The organism is Neobacillus sp. CF12, assembly GCF_030348765.1.
In the GTDB taxonomy this organism is placed as follows: domain Bacteria; phylum Bacillota; class Bacilli; order Bacillales; family Cytobacillaceae; genus Neobacillus.
On record NZ_JAUCEU010000007.1, the window covers coordinates 5719627 to 5744839 of the forward strand.

26 protein-coding genes are annotated in these 25213 nt (G+C 37.5%); 21 read left to right on the top strand and 5 right to left on the bottom strand.

Annotation, left to right across the window (positions count from 1 at the left end; all coding sequences use genetic code 11):
* Window positions 1-24: 24 nt before the first annotated feature.
* Window positions 25-294: a DUF6123 family protein gene (locus QUG14_RS27525; protein ID WP_289343645.1), complete on the top strand. Its 270-nt coding sequence runs from the start codon at window positions 25-27 to the stop codon at window positions 292-294.
* 63 nt (window positions 295-357) lie between these two features.
* Here the strand turns inward: QUG14_RS27525 and QUG14_RS27530 are convergent, their stop codons facing one another.
* The gene (locus QUG14_RS27530) at window positions 358-765 is read right to left on the bottom strand and encodes a reverse transcriptase-like protein (RefSeq protein ID WP_289343646.1); all 408 of its coding nucleotides are present in this window, start codon (window positions 763-765) and stop codon (window positions 358-360) included.
* 192 nt (window positions 766-957) lie between these two features.
* Between QUG14_RS27530 and QUG14_RS27535 the strand changes: the two genes are divergently transcribed.
* Window positions 958-1614 (top strand): ribonuclease H family protein, encoded by a 657-nt coding sequence (locus tag QUG14_RS27535; RefSeq protein ID WP_289343647.1) that lies wholly within the window; start codon window positions 958-960, stop codon window positions 1612-1614.
* 21 nt (window positions 1615-1635) lie between these two features.
* Entirely contained in the window at window positions 1636-1821 is a 186-nt protein-coding gene (locus QUG14_RS27540; RefSeq protein WP_289343648.1) for a zinc-finger domain-containing protein, read from the top strand.
* A gap of 95 nt (window positions 1822-1916) precedes the next feature.
* Here the strand turns inward: QUG14_RS27540 and cspD are convergent, their stop codons facing one another.
* The gene (cspD, locus tag QUG14_RS27545) at window positions 1917-2117 is read right to left on the bottom strand and encodes a cold-shock protein CspD (protein WP_026563856.1); all 201 of its coding nucleotides are present in this window, start codon (window positions 2115-2117) and stop codon (window positions 1917-1919) included.
* Between the two features lie 273 nt (window positions 2118-2390).
* Between cspD and QUG14_RS27550 the strand changes: the two genes are divergently transcribed.
* Entirely contained in the window at window positions 2391-2672 is a 282-nt protein-coding gene (locus QUG14_RS27550) for a hypothetical protein (protein WP_095251973.1), read from the top strand.
* Window positions 2673-2797: 125 nt separating this feature from the next.
* On the opposite strand, the gene QUG14_RS27555 is transcribed toward QUG14_RS27550, so the two are convergent.
* Window positions 2798-3718, bottom strand: a complete 921-nt coding sequence (locus tag QUG14_RS27555; protein ID WP_289343649.1) for an ArsR/SmtB family transcription factor — start codon at window positions 3716-3718, stop codon at window positions 2798-2800.
* Window positions 3719-4026: 308 nt separating this feature from the next.
* Here QUG14_RS27555 and QUG14_RS27560 point away from each other — a divergent pair, with 308 nt between their 5' ends.
* From QUG14_RS27560 to mntR, 9 genes are all read left to right on the top strand, one after another.
* Window positions 4027-5304 (top strand): ABC transporter substrate-binding protein, encoded by a 1278-nt coding sequence (locus tag QUG14_RS27560; protein ID WP_289343650.1) that lies wholly within the window; start codon window positions 4027-4029, stop codon window positions 5302-5304.
* Window positions 5305-5374: 70 nt separating this feature from the next.
* Window positions 5375-6250, top strand: a complete 876-nt coding sequence (locus tag QUG14_RS27565) for a carbohydrate ABC transporter permease (RefSeq protein ID WP_289343651.1) — start codon at window positions 5375-5377, stop codon at window positions 6248-6250.
* A gap of 29 nt (window positions 6251-6279) precedes the next feature.
* A complete protein-coding gene (locus tag QUG14_RS27570) occupies window positions 6280-7113 on the top strand; it encodes a carbohydrate ABC transporter permease (protein WP_289343652.1) in 834 nt (277 codons plus the stop codon).
* Between the two features lie 23 nt (window positions 7114-7136).
* Window positions 7137-9944, top strand: coding sequence for a glycoside hydrolase family 2 protein (locus QUG14_RS27575; protein WP_289343653.1), 2808 nt, complete (start codon window positions 7137-7139; stop codon window positions 9942-9944).
* Window positions 9934-11082, top strand: coding sequence for a galactonate dehydratase (dgoD, locus tag QUG14_RS27580; RefSeq protein WP_289343654.1), 1149 nt, complete (start codon window positions 9934-9936; stop codon window positions 11080-11082). Before QUG14_RS27575 ends, dgoD begins: the two co-directional genes overlap by 11 nt.
* 7 nt (window positions 11083-11089) lie before the next feature.
* The gene (locus QUG14_RS27585; RefSeq protein WP_289343655.1) at window positions 11090-12055 is read left to right on the top strand and encodes a sugar kinase; all 966 of its coding nucleotides are present in this window, start codon (window positions 11090-11092) and stop codon (window positions 12053-12055) included.
* Window positions 12056-12071: 16 nt separating this feature from the next.
* Window positions 12072-12707, top strand: coding sequence for a bifunctional 4-hydroxy-2-oxoglutarate aldolase/2-dehydro-3-deoxy-phosphogluconate aldolase (locus tag QUG14_RS27590; RefSeq protein WP_289343656.1), 636 nt, complete (start codon window positions 12072-12074; stop codon window positions 12705-12707).
* A gap of 402 nt (window positions 12708-13109) precedes the next feature.
* Window positions 13110-15290 (top strand): DNA topoisomerase III, encoded by a 2181-nt coding sequence (locus QUG14_RS27595; protein ID WP_289343657.1) that lies wholly within the window; start codon window positions 13110-13112, stop codon window positions 15288-15290.
* Between the two features lie 79 nt (window positions 15291-15369).
* On the top strand, window positions 15370-15789 hold the full coding sequence (mntR, locus tag QUG14_RS27600; RefSeq protein ID WP_289343658.1) for a transcriptional regulator MntR: 420 nt from the start codon (window positions 15370-15372) through the stop codon (window positions 15787-15789).
* Between the two features lie 36 nt (window positions 15790-15825).
* Here the strand turns inward: mntR and QUG14_RS27605 are convergent, their stop codons facing one another.
* Both QUG14_RS27605 and metA read right to left on the bottom strand, forming a co-directional pair.
* A complete protein-coding gene (locus QUG14_RS27605; RefSeq protein ID WP_289343659.1) occupies window positions 15826-16038 on the bottom strand; it encodes a DUF3892 domain-containing protein in 213 nt (70 codons plus the stop codon).
* 134 nt (window positions 16039-16172) lie between these two features.
* Window positions 16173-17081, bottom strand: coding sequence for a homoserine O-acetyltransferase MetA (metA, locus tag QUG14_RS27610; RefSeq protein WP_289343660.1), 909 nt, complete (start codon window positions 17079-17081; stop codon window positions 16173-16175).
* A 201-nt stretch (window positions 17082-17282) separates the two neighbouring features.
* Here metA and QUG14_RS27615 point away from each other — a divergent pair, with 201 nt between their 5' ends.
* From QUG14_RS27615 to QUG14_RS27650, 8 genes are all read left to right on the top strand, one after another.
* Window positions 17283-18965, top strand: a complete 1683-nt coding sequence (locus QUG14_RS27615; protein WP_483310766.1) for a formate--tetrahydrofolate ligase — start codon at window positions 17283-17285, stop codon at window positions 18963-18965.
* 19 nt (window positions 18966-18984) lie between these two features.
* A complete protein-coding gene (locus tag QUG14_RS27620; protein ID WP_289343662.1) occupies window positions 18985-19518 on the top strand; it encodes a hypothetical protein in 534 nt (177 codons plus the stop codon).
* 132 nt (window positions 19519-19650) lie between these two features.
* Window positions 19651-20499, top strand: coding sequence for a DegV family protein (locus QUG14_RS27625; protein ID WP_289343663.1), 849 nt, complete (start codon window positions 19651-19653; stop codon window positions 20497-20499).
* 55 nt (window positions 20500-20554) lie between these two features.
* Window positions 20555-20716 carry a hypothetical protein gene (locus QUG14_RS27630; RefSeq protein ID WP_289343664.1) on the top strand — a complete coding sequence of 54 codons (162 nt, stop codon included), beginning with the start codon at window positions 20555-20557 and terminating at the stop codon, window positions 20714-20716.
* A 75-nt stretch (window positions 20717-20791) separates the two neighbouring features.
* Window positions 20792-21442, top strand: a complete 651-nt coding sequence (locus QUG14_RS27635; protein WP_289343665.1) for an HD domain-containing protein — start codon at window positions 20792-20794, stop codon at window positions 21440-21442.
* Window positions 21439-23328: an ABC-F family ATP-binding cassette domain-containing protein gene (locus QUG14_RS27640; protein ID WP_289343666.1), complete on the top strand. Its 1890-nt coding sequence runs from the start codon at window positions 21439-21441 to the stop codon at window positions 23326-23328. Before QUG14_RS27635 ends, QUG14_RS27640 begins: the two co-directional genes overlap by 4 nt.
* Window positions 23329-23559: 231 nt before the next feature.
* Window positions 23560-24696: a conserved virulence factor C family protein gene (locus QUG14_RS27645; protein ID WP_289343667.1), complete on the top strand. Its 1137-nt coding sequence runs from the start codon at window positions 23560-23562 to the stop codon at window positions 24694-24696.
* A 57-nt stretch (window positions 24697-24753) separates the two neighbouring features.
* Window positions 24754-25188 (top strand): BrxA/BrxB family bacilliredoxin, encoded by a 435-nt coding sequence (locus tag QUG14_RS27650; protein ID WP_289343668.1) that lies wholly within the window; start codon window positions 24754-24756, stop codon window positions 25186-25188.
* Window positions 25189-25213: the final 25 nt, after the last annotated feature.

Consider the following 25213-nt stretch of genomic DNA (forward strand, 5'->3'; position numbering starts at 1 on the left):
GCTTGGAGAGGGATGGAGAAGCCTGTGCGAACAGTTGATGAGTACTTGCACTACCTAGAAGGAAAAGGATTTCAATTTCAAGAAGATGCAATTGGGTTTATTTATTTTGGAAAACAATACACAAATGCTTCTGATGAATTGATTAATTCCGCAATAGAGATCACACTGAAAGCCCAGAAAAAATTTGATGGCAGCTTTTATGTGTCATTATTAGAAACCCTTGTTTCGAGCAAAATACAAACAAGAAATGCAGCCTTAAAGTTCGTTAAAGAAAGAGAACTAGTGGCCATTTAAACAAAAAATCCTCCTTAACGGGAGGATTTTTTGTTACTGATGGAAGGCTCTTATTCACAAAGATTATTCTTCCTCTAATGTGTTTTTTCGGATAGCCAGCCGTGCCAATTCATCGGCTGCTTTATTCTCAATGCTTGGAATCCATTTCATAAAGAATAAATCAAATTGATGGGATAACTGTAATGCTGTTTCCAGGAGTGGTGCGTACAATTTATTTTTTACAAATTCCTTCTCGACAGCTTTATTGACCAATTCAGAATCTGTTCGAAAGGAGACGACAGTTTGTGTGTAGCCTTTTTCCAAGCAAATCTCTAATGCTTTAATAAAGGCATGATACTCAGCTTCGTGATTAGACATGATTCCGAGTGGAATTGAAAATTTTTCTGCTGTCCCATTCCCTTTGATGAAAATTCCAGCACCGCTTGGACCTGGATTACCTGCACTGGCACCGTCAATATAAACTTCAATCAAAGCAGTCCCTCCAGTCTCATATTAATTGAAAGTTTATCATAATCTAACACAAAACGCAGGAAATATATTTTTCCTATTGCTACATTGTTGAAGTGGGTATGCTAAGACTAGATGTACTAACATATTGTAAGAAAGTGCAATCATAAATTCTTACTTTTCAACTCAGAAATTTTTTTAGAAAGGTTGAAAGTCATGAAATATAAACTTGAGTGGAATTATAAAACAGGAAAAAATGAAAAAATACAGTTTACCTCTGATTGGATATCAACGGAATTGGCAATACAAACAGGTGAAGAACTTGAAAAACTAGGGAAAGCAAGTGACATTTACTTTTATGATGAAATAGGTACATCGTGGATTTTAAAGGAATTGAAAAAGCTAGTGACTGAAATTGAAGATGATCCTCATGAAATCACTGTTTATTTTGATGGCGGATTTCAAAAGGAAACCAATACTGCCGGCCTAGGAGTTGTTATATTTTTTAAACAAGGGAAAAAGAAATATCGAATTAGGGCGAATGAAATGTTTGATGAATTGGAAACAAATAATGAAGCTGAATATGCTGCCTTTTATTATGCGTTAACGATTTTAGAGGAATTAGGCGTTCATCACCTTCCCTGTGAATTTAAAGGGGACTCGCAGGTCGTCTTAAAACAGCTTAAAGGAGAATGGCCCTGTTATGAAGATGTTCTCAATGCTTGGCTTGACAGGATTGAGGAAAAAATTAAATCGCTCTCCCTTACACCAAAGTACACCCCAATTCCAAGAAATGAAAATAAAGAAGCGGATAAATTGGCTACTCAGGCATTAGAGGGGAAGGAAATTTTCGCAAAGACACAAATCATTTAAGAAACGGGGTGCCTTAGACTCGTGAAAAGCTCTAGTAGAAAAGAACTGTTTAATTATGTTGAATCCCTGTTAGGTGAATACTGTAATGGTTGTTTTGTGCATCAACAGTTTAAACATGAGGGCGGCAGGAGGTATGCGCATCGCTTTTGTATTACACAATGCACAGTAGGGGAAAAGCTTCAGGAATATGGAAAAAAGCTGACATGATGTCTGATCCTCGGACAGAAATTTTATTTTGAAAAGGCACCATTAAAAATAGAAAAAGGCTGACGGTATTCGCCAGCCTTTGGTTGGTTATTGGATTAAAGTTTTACTACGTTAGCAGCTTGTGGTCCACGGTTTCCTTCAACAATTTCAAAAGAAACTTCTTGGCCTTCTTCTAAAGATTTGAAGCCTTCGCCAGTAATAGCGCTGAAATGTACGAATACATCGTCTCCGCCTTCAACTTCGATAAAACCGAAACCTTTTTCATTGTTGAACCATTTTACTTTACCGTTTTGCATTTACTATTTCCTCCTAAGCCTTTCAAGACACTAAATAAAGTGCCAAAGATAAATATTATCATGTACATAAAAATAAAATAATAAACTATTCAATTAATGATACATGACGCTTTAAATATACATGAATATTTTTGGGCAGTCAAGGAATGTAAGCGCATTTTTAGCCAATTTATCCTATTATCATGTAAATATTCTAAATTAATAAATTATCTAAACATAAAATTTTATCAGCCTCATATTCTTATAAAAAAGGTTGATAAAGGGTGAGGAAGAATGTACCGATTTTCAATTGAGGGAGATGAATGGATTTTACGATTCTCGCCGCAAGTCTTCATTGAAGCCGAAGAAAAACAAGTTGTCTTGATGTCATTGCTTCAAATCGGAAATGATTTATCATCGTATTCACATGGTGATGCCTTTCTCATGTTTACCAAAAAGATAGGTGCAATCGTTTTTGATGTTGAAAGAATTCCATCATTTATTTTAACTGTATCGAATATAATCCCAGAAGAAAATTGGTATATGCAGGATTCAACCTTAAAACTTATACAATAATACTGCAAGTGGGTAGTCAAAATTGACTACCCTTTTTTGTTTCAACTTTTCACAGAAAAAATATAAAAGAAGCAGCCAAATCATCACAATTTGAATGATTTGGCTGCTTCTTTTCTTTTCAGCTATCAATTGTTCCTTTTAAAGTGTTTAATGGTCATTACAATATCTTGTTCATAATTTCCGAATTTTGACCCGAATAAGTTCATTCCACCCTTATTATCTGCATCTTTCTTCACGCCTAACTTCAAAGAAATATAGGGATTTTCTAATAATTTTAGTTGCTCTATACCTATGTCTGATATTTTAACCCCATCAATAAAACTGGCATTTCTAGTGATAGTCCAATTTTTTAATAGACCAAATTGGGTATTTTTAGTTCCCCACCACGACGGTGTTAAGTATCCTCTTTCACCTCCAAAATCACCAGGACTTGTCCACATCCCTATCTCAACGCCATTAACCCAACAGGAAATGTCGGATGGCCAATCCAATTTGTGATAAGGTGCCTCAGAACAAATTTCCATTGAAAAGTTTAATTCATCCACTTTAGAACCATATGGAATTCGATTAGGGAAATGATACTCAACAAATCCTGATTTAAACCAAAGAAGTTGGGCTTGCTTCCTCTCGGGTTCATAAAATGAACGTACATCATCCTGGGGATGAATGATGCCTGTGTGACTTAAAAGGCCGCATGTTGGCTCGATATCAACGTTTATAAACTCGCCAATCGGCATTTTAATAGATATGATGTTCTCTTCTACGGTTTCAACTTCAGTCAAATTAATAATAATACGGTCGTACCTTTTTGAATTTACTTTTTGAGTTCCTCGTCCTGGAACAATTTCTGTGGTAATTAGTTCTGCATCCTCTAACTTTTTTACATTAACTGCTGCTGTAGAAAAAGGAATCCCGATCTTTTCAGATAAGTCATTTACATTCATAGGTCCTTCACTTAATATCCGAATGATCTTCATTCGGTGTTCATGGGCCAGAACTTTACAAATTTCAATGGCTTCTTCTAATGTTAAGTGTAGTGTTCTCATATAATATTCCCCTTTTATTACAAGAATTCATGTGATTAAAAGTATACTTAATTGTTTTGTTATATGTTTTGTTGTAACAATTAATCTTATAATAATATGTTTGTAAATAATATACAAGTGATTGGCAATATTAAGTTAAATGTTGATGTGATAAGGAATTAACTCTTTCAAAATTAGACATTTCCCTAATAATAATTAATAGTAAAAAAATAAAAAAATTTTTTATTATATAAATACTTGAAATAAAACATATAAACGTGTAATAATAACTCATGTAATTATAGGGAATAAAGAGGAGGCTATTTAAGATGAAAAAGGTAAGCGTATTCATGTTGATACTTGTTTTAGTGTTGGGACTTATCGCGTGCTCTAGTGGAGGAAATGAGGAAACATCTTCAAGTGAGGAAAATGGGGTAACGAAACTGACTTTTTGGGCTCCGTTAAGTGGCGGAGACGGAGATTTTATGAAAGAGCTAGTTACTAAATTTAATGAAGAAAACAATGATGTTGAAGTTGAACTATTAAACTTAAAAGCAGAGGAATACTACACCAAAATTAGAACATCTGTTACATCACAGCAGGCACCGGATGTTGCGTTAGCACATGCCTCTAAACTTGCTGAACTACAATCTGCTAATTTAATAGAGAGTATTGAGAAGACTTCAAACGATGCCAAAATCGATTGGACAACTTTTAGTGAAAATATTGTAAACGCTACAATTATTGATAATGAACATTATGCAATACCTTTAGATACCCATGCGCTTATCATGTTTGCCAATAAAAAAATCCTTGATGATGCCGGATTATTAAATGCCGATGGGAAGCCATCCATCGAACCGGGTGCAGAAGGATTTGTAGAATTTTTAAAACAAGTAAAGAAAAATTCACCAGCTGGGACTTTCCCATTATCAGCAACATCTAATGGAGATTCACCACTGCGTATGTGGTGGACATTCTACAGCCAACTAGGTGGAGAGATGTTAAATGAAGGTGGAACTAAAGCTGCTTTTAATAATGAGAAATCTTTAGAAGCGCTAAATCTATTGAATGAGATGATTGAAGGCGAATTATGGCCAAAAAATATTAAAAACGGCGGAGAACTTTTCACTGCTCAAAAAGCTGCCATTCATATGAATGGTGTATGGATGACAGGTGCACTAGAACAAAATAAAGGACTTGAGTTTGTAGCATTACCTATTCCCCAACTATTTGATCAACCAGCTACATGGGGTGATTCACATTTATTTGTTATACCAAAACAAGAAAAACAAACCGATGAGAAAAGGGTAGCTAGTTTAACATTTGCAAACTGGATAACTGAACATTCAGCATCTTGGGCAAAAGCTGGACATGTTCCTAGTAAACCAGAAATCTTAGAATCATCTGAGTTTAAAGAATTAGAATATAGAAGTGACTATGCTGAAATTGGTGACTACGTTTCTTATATGCCGAACTCTCCAAAACTATCAGCGATCAATGATGTCCTTAAAAAGCATTTGAACCTATTTATGAATGGTCAGTCCACTGCTAAAGATACACTTGAAAATGCAGAAAAAGAAGTGAACGCATTATTAAGTAATTAAAAAATAATAGAGGTTCTCGATTCTAAAAGAAAAGTCGAGAACCTCTATTAAATAAAGGGAGGTAACACCCGTGAAGTTTCAATTTTTTAGGGGAGATAACTTGAAAGCCTATTTATTCCTAGCCCCTTTTTTAATTGTATATAGTTTGTTTATGCTTTACCCAATCATTAAAGGTTTTATCATAAGTTTGCATGATTGGACATTAGGAATGGATTCAACCTTTGTAGGATTACAAAACTACGTCACAATGTTCAAGGATAGTTACTTTTGGGAAGCATTAGGGAATACCATCCTTTTTGTATTAATTTCAACTCCTGCACTCATTTTTGTCGGCTTAGGAATTGCGTTGTTGGTTAATGCAGGTTTAAAAGGAACAACCTTTCTCCGCTCTGTCTTTTTCCTTCCATATGTCCTGTCGATTTCGGTTATCGCAAGTATTTGGGTATTTATTTTACAACCTTATACAGGTTTGTTAAATACATTTCTCCATAAAATGGGGATCGTTGAAGAAATCTTTTGGCTTGGCGACGAAAATCTTGCTTGGGTATCCATATTATTAGCCACAATTTGGTGGACAGTTGGGTTTAACATGGTCTTATTTCTTGCAGGTCTACAGGAAATTCCAGATGAATACTATGAGGCAGCGAAAATGGACGGAGCTAATTCTTGGAAACAGTTCATTTCAATCACTCTGCCTTCATTAAAGGGTGTAATGCTATTAACGGTTGTATTACAAACAATCAATTCATTTAAATTATTTGGTCAGCCTTATTTGATGACGAATGGTGGACCTGGTACAGAAACAAGAGCATTAGTCCAATACATTTATGAAAAAGGCTTTATCGAGCAACAAATGGGGGTCGCATCTTCCATGTCTTATGTTCTTTTCGCCATTACAATCGTATTTGCATTCATTCAATTTAAGTTCTTTCAAAATAAAGACTGATATTTGTATTTGGGAAGGAGAGGAAAACAGTGGCATCTGTCAAAAAGAAGACAACAACGAGTAGAAAGTTATTACATCTTTTCGGCTATCTATTTGTATTCATATGGTTAATCCCAGTGTTATGGATGTTTATGACAGCATTAAAACCAGGAGGAACGGCGGTTACTGTCATTAGTGAGTTAATAAAAGCGCCATTTACCATAGATAATTATAGTTATGTACTGAACAATGCGTCTATATGGAGATGGACGTGGAATAGTTTATATGTAGCCATTGTAACAACAGTTGTAACCATTGTATTAACATCACTCGCAGCTTTTGCTTTATCGCGATTAAAATTTATCGGAAAAAACTTTATTTTTTGGCTAATCATTGGTGGGTTAATGGTTCCAGTTGAAGCAAAAATTATACCTTTATTTCAAATTATGATGGACTTTGGTCTCGTTAACAGCTATAGCGCCCTTATTTTACCGGGATTAGCAGCACCACTAGGTGTCTTTATCATGAAGCAATTCTATGATGGAATTCCAAATGAGTTGGTAGAAGCAGCAAAAATAGATGGAGCAGGTACATTCCGAATCTTTTGGAGCATTTTCTTACCGTTATCTCGTTCATCAATGGCTGCACTAGGAATCTTTACCTTTATTACGTCCTGGAATAATTTCTTATGGCCATTCCTCGCAGTAAATGAAGAGAAAATGATGACTCTGCCAGTTGGAATACCGACCTTCCAAAGTGCTTACACAGCAGAATTAATGATTCCTATGGCTGCAAACGTGCTTGCAAGCTTGCCGGCTATTATCGTGTTCATATTCTTCCAAAAGCATATTATTAAAGGAATTACCATGACTGGAATTAAGTAAATCTATAAAAGGGATGGAACATCATGCGGATAACTTATTTTTTAGATGGAAGTTGGAATTTTGGTATTGATCCAACAAATAAAGGTGAAAGTGAATCTTGGTATACAGGGAGTATTCCGAATGCACTAAGTGTTGAAGTTCCACATATTTGGCAGCGTGAAGGAGACCAATTTGTTTCTTACAATGGAGCAGCATGGTATGAGAGACAAGTGAAAATAGAGAATCCATCACAACACCATGATTATTTTTTGTGTTTCGGTGCCGTCGATTATTCATGTCGAGTGTGGTGGAATGGTCAATATATTGGAGAGCATGAAGGTGGATTTACACCGTTTGAATTTAACATATCTTCTACACTTATAAAAGACGACAATCAATTAACCATTCGAGTATATGATTATGAAGCCAATGCAGAGATACCAATTGGGAAACAAGGTAGTTGGTATACTCGTGTAAGTGGGATTTGGCAATCTGTTAAATTAGAAGTGCGTGAAAAAATATATATTTCTAACGTTCTGGTAACTCCAAATATTGGTCAGGAAAACCTTGAAATCAGTTCATTTATTTCAGGTGTAATAAGTGAAATTACAGCAATAAACTTTGTCATTCGAGGGCATTCTCTTCTTGATGAACCATGGGTAGACACTGAAAGTTATTCAGGAACATTACAAATGGTGGAAACAACTACACCATTAATTCAAGAAGCGAACAACATGACTCATTTCAAAACAATAATAAATGCACAAGATATGAAAAAATGGTCTCCCGAAAAACCTTATCTTTATGAAATTGAAGTTACGTTAGTTTCTGAGGGGAAAGTTGATTCGTATCAAACGACGTTCGGATATCGAAAAGTAGAGCAAAAGAATGGTCGAATTTATTTAAACAATGAGCCTATTTACATCCGAGGTGCATTAGATCAAGCGTTTTACCCAGACACGATTTACGCCGTACCATCTGTTGAGTACATTAAAAAAGAATTGCAAGCAGCAAAAGACATGGGATTTAACCTGCTTCGGAAACATATTAAAGCAGAGCTGCCGGTTTATTTATATTGGGCGGATAGGCTTGGAATGTTAATTTGGGCAGAGCCGCCAAATTATGTGAAATGGACAGCTACAGCACAAAAGCGTTTTGTGAAACTATTAAATGAAATGATGATAAGGGATTACAATCATCCCTCCATAATCATCTGGTCCATCTACAATGAAGAATGGGGATTAGAGTGGGATCTTGAGTTTGATATAGAAAAACAAGATCATGTCGCCGAACTATTTGATGAAGTAAAGCGTTGGGATAAAACAAGATTGTTTTGTGACAATAGTGGCTGGACTCACGTTAAAACAGATATAAACGATCATCATCGTTATTTTGCCTTACCAGAACAAATTAAAGAATGGGAAAAGGATCTCGATGAATATGTAATTGCACAGCGTGAGAGAAATTTTGTTACAGGATATAAATCCAAGGGAGAACCACTTCTTATTTCAGAATTCGGTATGTGGGGATTACCAAGTATAGATAAACTACGTAATTACTATGAAGGGAAAGAGCCTTGGTGGTTTGTGAACCAAGGGGATGGCACCCATCAAGATGATTATAAAAAGCCAACAACAGCATTGGTTAATCATTTGAAATTTGGAATCCGAGAGGCTTTGGGAGATTTAGAGAACTTAGCAGTAAGTTCGCAAAAAAGGATGTTTAGAGGTGTTAAATCTTTAATTGAAGAAATGAGAAAAAGACCTCAAATTGCTGGGTATGTTGTCACGGAGTTCACAGATATTGAATGGGAAACAAATGGCTGGTTGGACTTTATGAGAGACCCAAAAGAAGAATTTGATAGATTAATAGATTTTAACGGGCCTACTTGTGTTATAGCTGATATTTCAAATAAGAATCTATGGTCAGGAGAATCGATAAAGGTCGATATCGTAGTCGTTAATGACTTAGCACATTTAAATGACGTAACAATTAAGTGGGAAATTGTCAGTGATACCCAACTACCCTATAAGACTTTAAATGGTGAAATTAATTTTAATTTGAATAACGAATCATATTGGAAAATTGAGGATGGCATTTGCTTTACAGTTCCGGAGGTTAGTAGATCCGAATTTGCACAATTAAAACTCGTGTTGATATCCAATGGACAGGTTATTGGTTCTAATGTGGAAGAATTCACATTTACAAATAAACATGCTATTCAAAGGCCTGATTCAACGATATATGCTCATCATTTGCCACAGGAATTCGCAAACCAACTAGTAACACATGGCATCGAAGTAACAGATGAACTTGAAAAGGATGTAATTGTTGTCACGGATCACCTGGACACAGAAATTCTTACCCATATTCATAATGGTGGTCATGCGATTTTCTTAGCGGAAGCAGGGGACCATTTGGAGGAAAATGGTCATTATCCTTTCCGACAACTACCACCAGGTGAAAGCTGGCCGCGTGCTTCATCGATGAACTATATCAACACAGAATGGTTTAATGGTGTACCTCTTCACCCTGAAGTTGGCTGGGAAGGGTCTGAGTTGTTCCCTGATTATGTGATCCCTTTTTCTGATTATAAAAAAGAGGGAACGAAGCGAACGATAAACATGTTTGGAAGTCCTAGATTAGCAGAGGAATCTAATGTTTTAGCAGGGTATTTCCAAGGCTGGTTAGGACAAAACGGAGGTTCAATTGTCCACCATCGTGACGGAAAAGGTTCGGTACTTATCGTTACTTGGAAGTTACTAGATCAATATGGAAAACATCCAATTGCAACTCAATTATTAAACAAATTAATAATCAAGGTAAAGGGAGAGAGTATTTATGAAAATTAAAAGTATAGAGCTTTTTAAGGTACCACCACGGTGGTTATTTCTTAAAGTGATGACGGATGACGGTCTTGTTGGCTGGGGGGAACCTGTCGTTGAAGGTCGTGCAGATACTGTAAAAGCAGCGGTCGAAGAGTTGAGCAGCTATATCATTGGACAAGACCCAATGAGAATAGAGGACTTATGGCAGGTGATGTACCGTGCAGGTTTTTACAGAGGCGGCCCAATCCTGACAAGTGCAATTTCAGGGATCGAGCAAGCATTATGGGATATTAAAGGAAAATTTTATAACGCGCCTGTCTACGATCTAATGGGTGGAGCGAGTCGAGATAAAATTCGAGTCTACAACTGGATTGGCGGGGACCGTCCCAGTGATGTTCGAGAAGCAGCATTACAGCAAATAGCTGCAGGCTTTACAGCAGTTAAGATGAATGCATCAGAAGAATTACATTATATCGATTCATTTTCGAAGGTTGAAAAAGTCATAGAACGTATCGCGACTGTCCGTGAAGTTGGAGGAAGTGATTTTGGAATTGGCATCGATTTTCACGGACGTGTTCATAAATCAATGGCAAAAATTCTTGCAAAAGAACTTGACCAATATCGACCTATGTTTATAGAGGAACCAGTCCTGCCTGAAAATAATGAAGCATTAAAGGAAATTGCACGTTATACATCAGCACCAATTGCAACAGGTGAAAGAATGTATACACGCTGGGGTTTTAAAGAACTTTTACAACAAGGGGTTGTAGATATTATTCAACCAGACGTATCACATGCTGGTGGAATTTTAGAAACAAGAAAAATTGCAGCAATGGCTGAAGCCTATGATGTAGCATTGGCACCACATTGCCCATTAGGTCCGATTGCACTTGCTTCATGTCTACAAGTAGACGCGTGTTCACCAAATGCCTTTATCCAAGAACAAAGTTTAGGTATTCACTATAACCAAGGAAATGACATATTAGACTATATCTTGAACCCTCAAACGTTTGAATATCAGGATGGATTTGTTTCCCTTCCAAAAGGTCCTGGTTTAGGTGTTGATGTAAACGAAGAGAAGGTTCGAGAAGCCGCAAAGATAGGTCATGACTGGAAAAATCCAGTTTGGCGTAATGAAGACGGAACCGTTGCAGAGTGGTGATTTAAATATGAATATACCAATGCTTGATGTGGTTACCTTAGGGGAAACCATGGGTCTGTTTACTCCAAACAAACAAGGCTATTTACGTTATACTAACCAGTTCTCCCAATCATTTGCAGGATCCGAAACAAATGTGGCCATTGGAGTATCTCGTATGGGGTATAAAGCCGGATGGATTAGTAGAGTTGGAAAGGACGAGTTTGGGAAAGGGTTATTGATGTTTTTACGAGGAGAGGATATTGATCTTACCTTTGTGAAAGAAGATAATGTATCCCCAACTGGTTTAATGTTTAAAGAATATTTAAGAGAAAATCAAACGAGGGTTTTCTATTATAGAAGTAACTCAGCGGCTAGTCGTCTTTCTCCTAAGGACATCGATGTTTCATATATAAGACAAGCAAAATATTTATTTGTATCTGGCATTACCCCTGCCTTGAGTAAATCCTGTCATCAAGCAGTAATGGCTGCAATAAAAATAGCGAAAGAACATGGGGTCCAAGTTGTGTTTGATCCAAATCTGCGGAAGACGCTGTGGGAAGAAGATGTTGCCCGGCAAACCTTACTTGATATTGCAAAACAAGCAGATATCGTTCTTCCCGGGATTAGTGAAGGTGAATTTTTGTTTGGAACGAACGATGTAAAGGAAATAGGAGATAAACTACTTGAATTAGGGGCCAAAACAGTCGTAATCAAGCTAGGGAAAGCAGGGGCCTCTGTAATCACTGGAAACGGGGTTGAGCATGTTCCAGGCTATAAGGTTCAGCGGGTAGTAGATCCGATTGGAGCTGGGGATGCTTTTGCCGCAGGTTTCATAACAGGTCTACTAGATAAATTACCATTATATGAATCTGTTCAAAGGGCGAATGCATTTGGAGCACTTGCTACCCAGGTAAAAGGAGATATTGAAGGGCTTCCAGAACGTGAACAATTATCTCAATTTATGAATTCAACGTCAGATGATGTTGAACGGTAATAAAGGAGAGGAATCTATGATAATAGAACAATTTAAAGAACATAAGATTATCTCCATTGTAAGAGGAATAGCAGTGGAGGATGTAGAACAAATCTTTCAAACGTTATATGAAGAGGGAATCAGGTTAATTGAGGTCACACTTAACACCGAACATGCCTTGACGATTATTAATGAGATGAGCCGGAAATTTGAAGGTCGAATGTTTGTTGGAGCTGGAACCGTTCTTACACCTGAAATGGCAATCCAAGCGATTGAGGCTGGGGCTAAGTTTATTCTTACGCCTACCGTTAACATGGAAACAATACACACGGTCAAAACAGAGGGAGTCTTCTGTATTGCAGGTGCACTCACACCAACAGAAATTCTTACTGCCTATGAAAATGGTGCAGATCTAGTTAAGATATTCCCTGCTGGGACAATGGGAGTAAATTATTTAAAAGATCTTCAAGGCCCATTGCCACAAATTCCAACCGTACCAACTGGTGGTATCGATGTAACCAACGCATTGGAATTTCTTGAGGCTGGAGCAACAGCACTTGGTGTAGGGAGCTCGATCGTAAAAGGGAAAAAAGGCTATGATGAAAATGACTTTGCTGAATTAAGAGAGAAAGCAAGTAAGTTCTTTCAAGTCTGTCATAGTAAAAATAGGTAGATCTATATGTTTTTTCAAAAACCACAGTCATGTGCTGTGGTTTTTGCTTGCCAAATTTTTATCTTTTAGCATTTACGAATGACGATTAAAATGGGAAAATGATAATGAAGTAATTAATAAAAAGGAGTTGAAATGTTTCCTATCATTACCTCTGTTTTTCAAAAGCCTCCGCATTTGTATTTTTAATACATCTTCTTCAAACTCTAACAAACCACACTATTAATCCTTTCAAAATTCAACATAATCTTGTACCTCTTTTTATAGTATGTAAACTCTTCCAAATAGAGTTTAATTATATAATGCAACAATCTAATGGTCTATCTTGGATATATTTTTATCCTTTACAAAAAGACAAATGAAGTGGAAAATGAATGCTGGATGCTTTAAAAAGGAGCAATCATAATGAAATTAATTATCGCTGAAAAGCCAGATCAAGGATCAACATTGGCTTCTATTTTTAAACATAAAAAACAAAGTGGTTTTATAGAAATTTTTCCAAACGAGACTTTTCCAAATGGTGCGTACGTCACTTGGGCAATTGGGCATTTATGTCAGCTGGTGAACCCAGAAAAGTACGAGCCAGGATGGAAGAAATGGTCGCTGGAAAATTTGCCAATGATACCGAACCAATTCCAATACGAAGTAACGAAGGATAAAGTAAAACAATTTTCTGTTATTCAGAAGCTTGTGAATAACCCCGCGGTAACAGAAATAATACACGCGGGCGATGCGGGGCGTGAGGGTGAATTAATTATCCGTAACATTCTTCGGATCACAGGTTGTAAGAAGCCAATGAAACGTCTTTGGATTTCTTCTTTAACGCCGAACTCGATTCGCGAGGGGTTTAATAAATTATTAGACGAAGACTATACAAGGAATTTATATTATGAAGCGTACACTCGGGCATGTGCGGACTGGGTTGTTGGAATGAATGCCTCGCGGCTCTATAGCTTACTATTACAAAAACAAGGGTTTTCTGATGTATTTTCGGTAGGAAGGGTGCAGACTCCAACCTTAGCTCTTATTGTAAAAAGAGAAATAGAAATTGAAAATTTCAAATCCGAGCCCTTTTGGGAAGTAATTGCACATTTTAACATTGAGGGTAAGAAATACAGTGGTAAGTGGCAGAATGATGGAGAATCAAGAGTAAAAACAAAAGAAATGGCAGAGAAGGTTGCGGCGTTTTGCCGAGAAAAGTCAGCAGAAGTTTCAGATGTTATATCAGAAAGAAAAGAATTTTTACCACCGTTTCTTTATAATCTCTCTGCTCTTCAGGCTGAAGCAAATCGACGATATAAATTTCCACCAAAGAAGACACTAGATGTACTGCAAAAACTATATCAAAAAGGAAATGTCTCATATCCCCGCTCGGATTCGCGGCATGTAACGAAGGAAGAAGCAAATACATTTCCTGAAATTCTTTCTAAATTAAGTCATATTAATGGCTATGAAAAATTTTTCCCATTGCCAGTTGAATCAATTATTGATAATAAGCGGTATGTGAATGAAAAAAAGGTGACGGATCACTACGCCATTATTCCTACCGAACAAATTCCAAATGTTGATCGGCTAGATCCAGATGAAAAGAAACTGTATGACCTCATTGTCACGAGTTTAATAGCAGCACATTATCCGAAAGCGATTGCCGAATACACGACGGTAACAACATTAGTAGATGGACGAGCGGTTTTTCAATCAAAGGGAAAAGTTCAAATTGAAGAAGGCTGGCGAAAGGTAATCAACCAAAAGGAAAAAGAGGACGAGCCTGCTCTCCCTCAACTGTCAAAAGGTGAGCAAGGTCGTACGACGAAGGTAGATGTAAAAGAGAGCCAGACACAACCGCCAAAACGCTATACTGAAGGTCAGTTAATCACGTTAATGAAGACGGCCGGCAAGCATATCGAAGATAAAGAAATGGAAAAAATATTATCTAAGACGGAAGGTCTTGGTACCGAGGCCACAAGAGCCGGTATTATTACCATGCTGAAGGATAGAAAATATATCGATGTAACCAAGAACTTGGTTTATGCAACTTCAAAGGCTAGAATATTGATAGATGCTATTGGACAGGAAATTCTCGCTTCTCCAGAAATGACAGCCAAATGGGAGCAGAAACTAAAAGAAATATCAGAAGGCGCAGCTTCCCCTAAGAACTTTATGGAACAAACCAATAAAATGGTATCGCATCTAATTTCTTCAGGAGTGGGTCATTCTGCTAATTGGGCATTTTCAGAAGATGTTCGTGAAAATTTCACTCCTAGTAAGAAGATGACAAAGGGTAAAGGCAGTACGAAACTTGGCAACTGCAAAAAGTGTGATGGCTCAGTCGTTGATAAAGGAAGTTTTTACGGTTGTTCAAACTATCAAAAAAACCAATGTAATTTCACGATATCAAAAAAGATTCTCGGAAAAAACATTACCCAAAAGAATATTAAGCTTCTTTTATCTGAAGGCAAAACAGACTTAATTGAAGGTTTTACCAACAAAGATAAAACTTTTAATGCAAAGCTTTTTCTAGATGAGCAGGAGAAAAGGGTAAAGTTTTTATTTGAGGATCATCCAAAAGAACAAAACACAAATTAGTAACAAAGTGATAATTCAACTTGTCACTATTTTTGTTCTATAGTAAACTTTTAGGAGAGTAATTTTTTGGAGGTACGGGATGCCAACACCTAGTATGGAAGATTATATAGAACAAATTTATATGTTGATTGAAGAAAAAGGGTATGCCCGAGTTTCAGATATTGCGGAAGCCTTATCTGTTCATCCCTCCTCAGTAACAAAAATGGTACAAAAGTTAGACAAAGATGAGTATCTCGTTTATGAAAAGTATAGAGGATTTAGTTTAACTACAAAAGGAAATAAGATTGGTAAACGCCTCGTATTCAGACATGATTTATTAGAACAATTCCTAAAAATCATCGGCGTTAAAGATGAAAATATCTATAAAGATGTAGAAGGAATAGAACACCACTTAAGCTGGGATTCGATTGAAAGAATCGTTGACCTCGTTCAATTTTTCCAAGAAGATGAAACGAGAATAGAAGCATTAAAAGAAATTCAAAAACAAAACGAATCTTAAGTAATAGTAAAGCACCTGGTGGATTCCAGGTGCTTTTTAGAATAAATCAGGATAATGCTCAAAGGATTGTTCTAACTCTGGACTTAGGACTAGTTTACCATCATGATCCTCTGTTGCTTGAACGCCTTTGATACTGCCGTTTGTTGCTTCCATTAACGCTTTTTGATAGGAGATGATTCGACCTCCGGATGTCACAAAGCTAATAATCTCCCCAAAATGATTCCGATGCAATGCCACAACTGTTTCCACAACGTTTCCCCCCTTTTTTCGATATTCTTTCTATAATTTACGAAAAATAAACGAAGAGGGGATTAATAATTTTAAGACGAATTATACAAATAAGATATACAAAAGAAGCATCGGTAACCCCGATGCTTCTTTGTTTAATCCCAATTAAAAGGTGTTTCTTGATATACGTAATAGTTGAGCCAGTTTGAAAAGAACAAGTGGCCATGTGATCGCCAACGATTAATTGGCGGCTGTGTTGGATCGTTATTTGGAAAGTAATTTTCCGGAATATGAATTTTCAGCCCTCTAGTAATATCTCGATTGTATTCCTGTGCTAAGGAATCGGATTCGTATTCCAAATGTCCAGTAATCATCACATGCTTTCGGTCGCGAGAGGCGATAAGCAAAGCCCCAGCCTCTTCCGACGCAGCTAATAGTTTAAGTGCAGGATTCTCATGAATTTCCCCAATTGAAACATCCGTATAGCGAGAATGGGGAGCATAAAAATGATCATCAAATCCGCGTAAGAGGAAATCATTATGCTCGAAGATTTGATGCTCATAAATTCCTGAGCATTTACGAGTTAATTCAAATTTATCAATACCATAATGATAAAATAGTGCAGCCTGTGCTCCCCAACAAATATGTAGGGTCGAGGTGACATTGGTTTTTGTCCAATCCATAATTTCAGTGAGTTCTTCCCAATACTTAACTTGTTCAAACTCCATTAACTCAACAGGAGCACCAGTGATAATCATGCCATCGTATTTTTGATTTTTTACCTCTGAAAATGTTGTATAGAATTGTTCAAGATGCTGTTTGCTTGTGTTCGTAGATTCATAGGAATTGGTTTTTAAAAATTTGACATTTACTTGCAGCGGGCTGTTCCCCAAAAGCCGTAAGAGCTGCGTCTCTGCCTTTTCTTTTTCCGGCATTAAATTTAGAATAAGAAGTTTTAATGGCCGAATATCCTGTTGGATTGCCCGTTCGTCGTCCATAACAAAGATATTCTCCTGTTCAAGAATTTCTCTTGCTGGCAACAGCTTTGGAATGTTAATAGGCAAGGTGCACTCCCCCTTTTTTTCATATCTGGTTTAAGTATATAGTATTTTTTCAAAAATTCGGTCATTAACATTATAAACATTATCTTAATTTCAGAAAAGAATAATTTTTTTTGTAAGAAATAGTTCACGAAATAAATCAGCGATTTGATACAATATAAGAGGTTAACAATTCTATGTGAATGCGGGGGATCATTTTTGCAAATGAAAACATCAGTTAAGTCCGACATTGAAATTGCACAAGAATCAACCATGAAGCCAATTGTTGAGATTGCCAAAACAATTGGTCTAGCGGAGGATGATCTCGAACTTTTTGGGAAATACAAAGCGAAAATCTCGTATGAAGCACTAGCAAATATAGAAACAAATGAAAGCGGTAAAATCATCCTCGTTACTTCTATTAATCCTACGCCTGCTGGTGAAGGAAAATCAACGGTAACAGTTGGGCTGGGTGACGCCTTCAGGCAAATTGGAAAGAAAGCAATCATTGCAATAAGGGAGCCTTCCCTAGGTCCAACAATGGGAATTAAAGGTGGAGCAACCGGTGGCGGCTATTCACAGGTATTACCGATGGAAGACATTAATTTGCATTTTACAGGTGACTTGCATGCCATTACGACAGCCAATAATGCACTAGCTGCACTACTGGATAATCATATTCAACAAGGTAATGAGCTTAACATTGATCAGCGCCGCATTGTCTGGAAACGTGCCGTTGACTTAAATGATCGAGCGCTAAGAAAAGTTATTATCGGACTTGGCGGACCACTTCAAGGAGTTCCTCGTGAAGATGGCTTTGATATTACCGTTGCCTCAGAAATCATGGCCGTTTTATGTTTAGCTTCGGATTTGAAGGATTTAAAAATCCGGTTAGCACGGATGGTTGTTGCTTATAATGATAAAAAGGAACCAGTAACCGTTGGTGACCTTGAAGTACAAGGCGCGCTGACGCTATTGCTAAAGGATGCGGTGAAACCGAACCTGGTGCAAACCATTGAACATACTCCTGCACTCGTACATGGTGGTCCCTTCGCAAATATTGCTCATGGCTGCAACAGTGTGATTGCTACTCGTACGGCTGCAAAACTCGCCGATTTTGTGATCACAGAAGGCGGATTCGGTGCGGATTTAGGAGCGGAAAAGTTTTTACATATTAAAGCAAGAAGTGCTGGGATTAAGCCAGAAGCTGTTGTGATTGTTGCAACCATTCGAGCGTTAAAAATGCATGGCGGAGTTGCAAAATCGGATTTAGCAAGAGAAAATATCCCATCATTAACCCTGGGCTTTGCGAATTTACAAAAACATATCGAAACGATTAAAAGCTTTGGTTTACCTGTGGTGGTGGCGATTAATAAATTTATTACCGATACGGAACTAGAAGTTCAAACACTACTTGAATGGTGTAAACGGGAGGCTGTGCCTGTTGCCTTAACAGAGGTCTGGGAAAAAGGTGGAGCAGGTGGAGTTGAACTAGCAGAAACACTTTTAGCCGTTATCGAAAAGGAAGAAAATAAGTTCCATCCACTTTACGAATTATCTGATTCTCTTGAATCAAAGGTTCGGACTGTTGTCCAGAAGGTTTATGGCGGAAAAGATGTAGAGTTTTCTTCTAAGGCCAAAAAACAGCTGGAGGATTATGAAAGATTCGGCTGGTCTAATTTAGCGATTTGTATGGCGAAATCACAATACTCCTTGTCCGATGACCCAACGAAACTAGGGAGACCAACTAATTTTACGGTAAATGTTAGAGAGTTTAAACCATCGATTGGTGCTGGTTTTATCGTTGCATTAACTGGAGAAGTAATGACCATGCCAGGATTACCGAAGAAACCTGCAGCCCTAAATATGGACGTGGACGAAACAGGCAAGGCTCTAGGGTTGTTCTAACATAATTGAGGTGAATGGAATGTTTGATCCAACTGCTTTTGATAATATGAAAGTAGTTATCGAAGGGGCGTTATATGATTTAGATTTAGCTGGAGAAATAGCTATTATTGACCGGAACGACATCGTCAATATGGCGAAAATGTCCAGGAGTTTTGATGTTCACTTTCAATTATCTTCAACACAACAGGAGACTGTTACTGCTAAATTGGAAATTAAAGCAGATTTGATCAATCTCGCTGCTGAACTATTGCCAAATTCTCTTTTACAAAAACATTCTGGTTGCACTATAAAGTTACATTTCTTTCATCAAGGCATTACCGATGAAGTTCAATTAAAAAATATTCAAGAAATTCTCTTTGATATTTGGGGAGAGACAAGAGAGATTAGTCAATCGGTAACCCTGATTCCTTCAAAATCTCTGATTCAAAATTGTATTTCAATTGAATTTGACAGACTTATCAGTGAGGATCAAATGGATGATTTGGTTGAGATGATTCAATATATGATGAAAACCAATCAACACTTGCAATCATACCTTAGCGAAATGAATTAAATATCTTAAAGCCAGCTATCACATTTTAGCTGGTTTTTTCTTGTTATTATTATTTACAAGTAAGCGATTTCAAGGTACGATTATTTTAACTAGATAATAGGACCTCGTACTAAATATAAGGGGGAGAATACTTTGGTAAAAACGGCTTGGGTAACTGATAGTACGGCATATTTAGATGATCAATTAAAGAATCATCCTGATTTGTATATAATCCCATTAACTATTTTACTAGAGGGTGAAGAATTTGCGGATGGAGTAGATTTAAGTGCGGCACAGCTTTATGCGAGATTAAAGGAACTTAAATCTCCGCCAAAAACATCACAGCCTGCGGTTGGCGTTTTTCAAGAATTATACGAAAAACTTTCTAAAGATTATGATCAGGTGGTCGCAGTACTGATTTCTGGGAAATTAAGTGGCACTGTTTCTTCGAGCGAACAAGCAGCAAAACTTGTTGACATTCCAGTGACAACCTTTGATTCCAATATTCTGACCGCTCCGATGTCTGCTTTATTGAAAAAAGGTATGGAATTGGTTGAAGCAGGCCAAAGCATTGAATCTGTAATCGACCAACTAGAAACATTGAAGAGCACAAATGAAACCTATGTGTTAATTGGGAGCTTAGAACAGCTTCATCGCAGCGGCAGGATGTCTGGATTACAGTTTTTCTTGGGTAGCATGCTTAATGTAAAACCCATCATTTCCATTGAAGAAGGCGCCCTTAATACAAAGGAAAAGGTAAGAAGCGATAAAAAGGCAAAGGAAAAGATTCTTGATTACCTTAAATCCTCTTACGAAAAGAATAAATTTAAAGAGGTTTATATTCTTTATGGCCTGCATCGGGAGAATGCAAATGAATGGAAAGAAGAAATAGAAAAAATATATCCTGAGCTAAACGTGATTTGTTGTCCACTTGGTGCTGTTATTGGTGTCCACGCAGGTGAAAACACACTTGGCATCAGCTGGCATAATGGTTTGAAATAACTTTATCCCCAAATGAGCATACTAAAACGGCAGTTCATTTTAGTGTGAGGGGGTAATGGTCATTACTAAGCAAGGAAGACAAAATTCAAATATGACGCGTGAGCAAATTGAAAAACAAGATCAGAAAAATGATGTTGAACTTGGCAACGATTTTACAATTGGTAACACAAAATCGCAAAGCCAGAAAAAAAGCGGTCGTCAAGCAAACAAAAAATAACTCCGAAATCTTTCGGGGTTATTTTTTGTTTGTTTTTCATGATAAAATAGCAAGGGTGAAGGAAGGTGTTTCTAAATGAACGAACAAATTATCGACCAGACGGCTCTATATGTCCGTAATGAATTAGGTGAAGACGCAACTGGACATGATTGGTATCATGTTGACCGAGTTAGACGGACTGCCTTACATATATGTAAACAAGAACAAGTTGGCGACCCATTTATTATTGAAATGGCCGCACTCTTACATGATATTCCTGATGAAAAGCTAAATGACACTGCGGAAGCAGGGAGAAACAAGCTCGATTTATTTTTTGATAGTATTGAGCTAACAAAAGACGAAAAAAACGCAATTGTTCAAATTATTGATTCGATTTCCTATAAAGGTGGAAGAAAATCGGAACTAAAGACCATTGAGGCGAAAATCGTCCAGGATGCAGATCGATTGGATGCAATTGGGGCAATAGGCATTGCTAGAACGTTTGCTTATGGTGGAAAAAAGGGACAACCCATCTATAATCCAAAAATAAATGTGCGAGAAGAAATGAGTCTAGAAGAATACCGCAAAGGGAAATCATCAAGTATTCACCATTTCTATGAAAAATTGCTAAAGTTGAAGGACCTATTGAATACAGAAACAGCGAAGGAAATGGCAGAAAAACGCCATCAAATGATGGTGTTGTTTTTAGAACAATTTTATCTAGAATGGGATGGTCAAGACCGATGAAAATGCTCACAGTAGAAAATGTTACGAAAACGTATGGAGAAAAGCAGTTATTTAACAATATTTCCATAACGATCGGTGAAAAAGAGCGAGTCGGCTTAATTGGAATTAATGGGACAGGAAAATCCTCATTACTAAAAATTATTGCTGGCTTGGATCAACCGGATGATGGGAAAATAATCACGGGTAAGGATTACAGTATTGCGTTTTTAGATCAGCAGCCAGATTTAGATCCAGCAAAAAGTGTTCTTGAACAGGTTTTTCATGGTGATGCACCCATTCTTAGGTTAATGCGTGAATATGAAAAGACACTCTTGATGCTGAATTCTGCACCAAATGATACGAAGATTCAAGAGGACCTATTTAAATTACAAAAGCAAATGGATGCCCTAAATGCTTGGGATGCTAGTACTAATGCCAAATCCATATTAATGAAACTCGGAATTGAGGATTTCACAAAGAAAATTGCTGAGTTATCAGGCGGTCAAAAGAAACGTGTAGCCTTAGCTCAGGTGCTAATTGCTGAGCCTGATTTACTCATCCTCGACGAACCTACCAACCACTTAGACTTTGACTCTGTAAAGTGGCTGGAGGATTACTTAAGCAGATATAATGGCTCGATTTTGCTTGTCACACATGATCGTTACTTTTTAGACCGGGTAGCAAACAGAATGTTTGAACTAGATGGCGGCAATCTTTATAGCTACAAAGGAAATTATGCTGCATTTTTAGAAGCCAAAGCTATTCGTGAAGAAAATGAGGCTGCAACCTTTGAAAAAAGGCAGAATTTATTTAGACGAGAGCTTGAGTGGATGAGACGCGGTGCAAAGGCACGTACAACGAAGCAAAAAGCACGGATTCAGCGTTTTGATGACTTGGAAGATAAGCTTTCAGGCGGGAAACCGACGGGAGAAAAAGTAGATATCTCACTTAATGGAAGCAGACTTGGGAAACAGGTATTTGAACTCAAAGATGCGTCTAAGCGTTATGGCTCAAAAACAATCCTAAATCACTTTGATTTACTTGTAAAACCAGGTGATCGCCTTGGGATTATTGGTAGAAACGGTACAGGAAAGTCAACACTGTTAAATGTCCTGGCTAAAAAGCTGCCCCTGGATGAAGGAGAATTCATCATGGGGCAGACGGTGAAAATTGCTTACTATACACAGGAAAACGAAGACATGGATGAAAACAAGCGGATGATTGAATATATAAAAGAAACCGCAGAGGTGGTTGAAACGTCAGATGGGAAAACGCTATCTGCGGCACTCATGCTCGAACGCTTCCTATTCCCGCCATTTTCACATGGGACGCCAATCCGAAAGTTGTCTGGCGGAGAAAAGCGTCGCTTATACTTGCTAAAACTATTGATGACAGCACCTAATGTTCTACTGCTTGATGAGCCGACAAATGACCTTGATACCCAAACATTGACGGTTTTAGAAGATTACCTAGAAGAATTTCCAGGCGTTGTAATTACTGTATCGCATGATCGCTATTTCCTTGATAAAGTGGTCGACCAACTTCTTGTCTTGCGCGGTGAAGGTCAAATCGATTCTTTTTATGGAAATTACAGTGAATACTTAGAAAAAGAATCAGTTGTAGAAGCGAAAAAATCGGTTACTTCTACCGCTGCACCTACAAAAGCTCCTGAAAAGGAAAAAAAGAAAAGAATGACTTTTAAGGAGAAAAAAGAGTGGGAGGAGATTGACGAAGTAATCGCCAAAACTGAATCCCGTCTTGAAGAAATCGCCGAAGAAATAGGAAACACCGGCAGTGACTTCACAAAAGCACAGGAATTGATGAAATTAGAAACAGAATTAAACGAAAAGCTCGAGTATTTAATTGAAAGATGGGAATATTTAGCTGAATTAGCAGAAAGTGAGTAAAAAGTGCGTCGATGACGTACTTTTTTTAGTTTTTTGTCTGAGAGAAATTATATCAGCGTTAATTGAGATATATCCGCGATAAGTGAATTACATCGGCGTTAATTCGGATATATCGGCGATAAACAAAATATATCAGCGATACCCATTCGCCACTTAAGGCCAATTTCTAGAATGAAATATGACCAATATGTTAAACTTGTAAAAGAGAAACTACAGAATTAGGTGAAATTCATGAAAATCAAGGCAATTGAACCAACTCCAAGCCCGAATACGATGAAAATTATTCTAGATCAAGAACTGCCAATGGGAAAGAGCCATAATTATAAAAAAGAAACAGCCGCCGAAGCACCCTCAATTATTCAAAATATTCTTCAGATTGAAGGAATCAAGGGTGTTTATCATGTAGCTGATTTCCTTGCCATTGAAAGGAATGCGAAGTTTGACTGGAAGGAATTATTACCTCAAGTCCGCCAGGCGTTTGGCGAAACAGCAGAACTAGCAGTTGAGTCCCAAAACAAACTAAGCGAACACTTTGGTGAAATCAAGGTGGAGGTCCAAATGTTTAAGGATATCCCTCTTCAGGTAAAACTGACAAATGGAAATACAGAGAAAAGGTTTGGTATGCCTGAATACTTTTTAAAAGCAAGAGAACGGGCGCAGCTGCCAGATGAAAATTATATTCTGCTTCGTAGATGGGATCAACAAGGCGTGCGTTACGGTGAATTTGACCAGGTTGGGCAAGAAGTAGTGGAAGAATTAATTGCAGCATATCCAACAGAGCGGATTGAGGATCTCGTGGCCAAGGCTTTGACAATGGAATCTGCAACAAAACTAAAATCAATAAGAGAACGTAAAAAGGTTACTCTTGAAGCATTAGAAAATCCCGATTGGCAGATTCGTTATCAGCTTCTTGAACAAATGGATGATCCAGAATTAGAGGATTTACCTGTTTTAGAAAAGGCGCTGTCAGATGAAAGGCCATCAATTCGCCGACTAGCAACCGTCTATTTAGGGATGATCAAAGATAAAGCTGTATTGCCTTATTTATATACGGCTTTAAAGGATAAAACAGTTACTGTTCGCAGGACGGCTGGAGATTGCTTGTCTGATCTCGGTTTCCCTGAAGCAAGTGAAGAGATGAGTAAGGCTCTCCAAGACAAAAGCAAATTAGTTCGCTGGCGTGCTGCTATGTTTTTGTATGAAGTAGGGGATGAAGCGTCATTGCCTGCCTTAAAGGCAGCCGAACATGACCCTGAATTTGAGGTAAGCATGCAAATCAAAATGGCAATTGAGAGAATTGAAGGTGGCGAGGCAGCGAAAGGTTCTGTTTGGAAACAAATGACAGAAGCAAGGAAATCTGAAAATTAATTGCACCGACCAAATTAGATATAGTACACTGCAAATATAGAAGGTGAGGTTTTAATAATGTCAATGGCATATGAAGAATACATGAGACAAATGGTTTTACCGATGCGTGAGGAGTTAACACGAACAGGATTTCAAGAACTTACAACAGCAGAAGAAGTTGAAAATTATATGGAAAATGCCAGTGGAACAACACTTGTAGTGGTGAATTCAGTCTGTGGTTGTGCAGCTGGACTGGCAAGACCTGCTGCAACGCAAGCAGTATTGACAAGTGATAAAAAACCAGAACATCTTGTGACGGTGTTTGCTGGACAAGATAAAGAAGCAACTGCAAAAATGCGCGAGTATTTCGAGGGAATTGAGCCTTCCTCTCCATCTATGGCATTGTTGAAAGGAAATAAAGTAGTACATTTCATTCCTCGTCATGATATTGAGGGTATGCCAATGGAATCGATAATGGATAATTTAAAGGCTGCATTTAAGGCCAATTGCTAACCTAGGATGTCATTACGACGTCCTT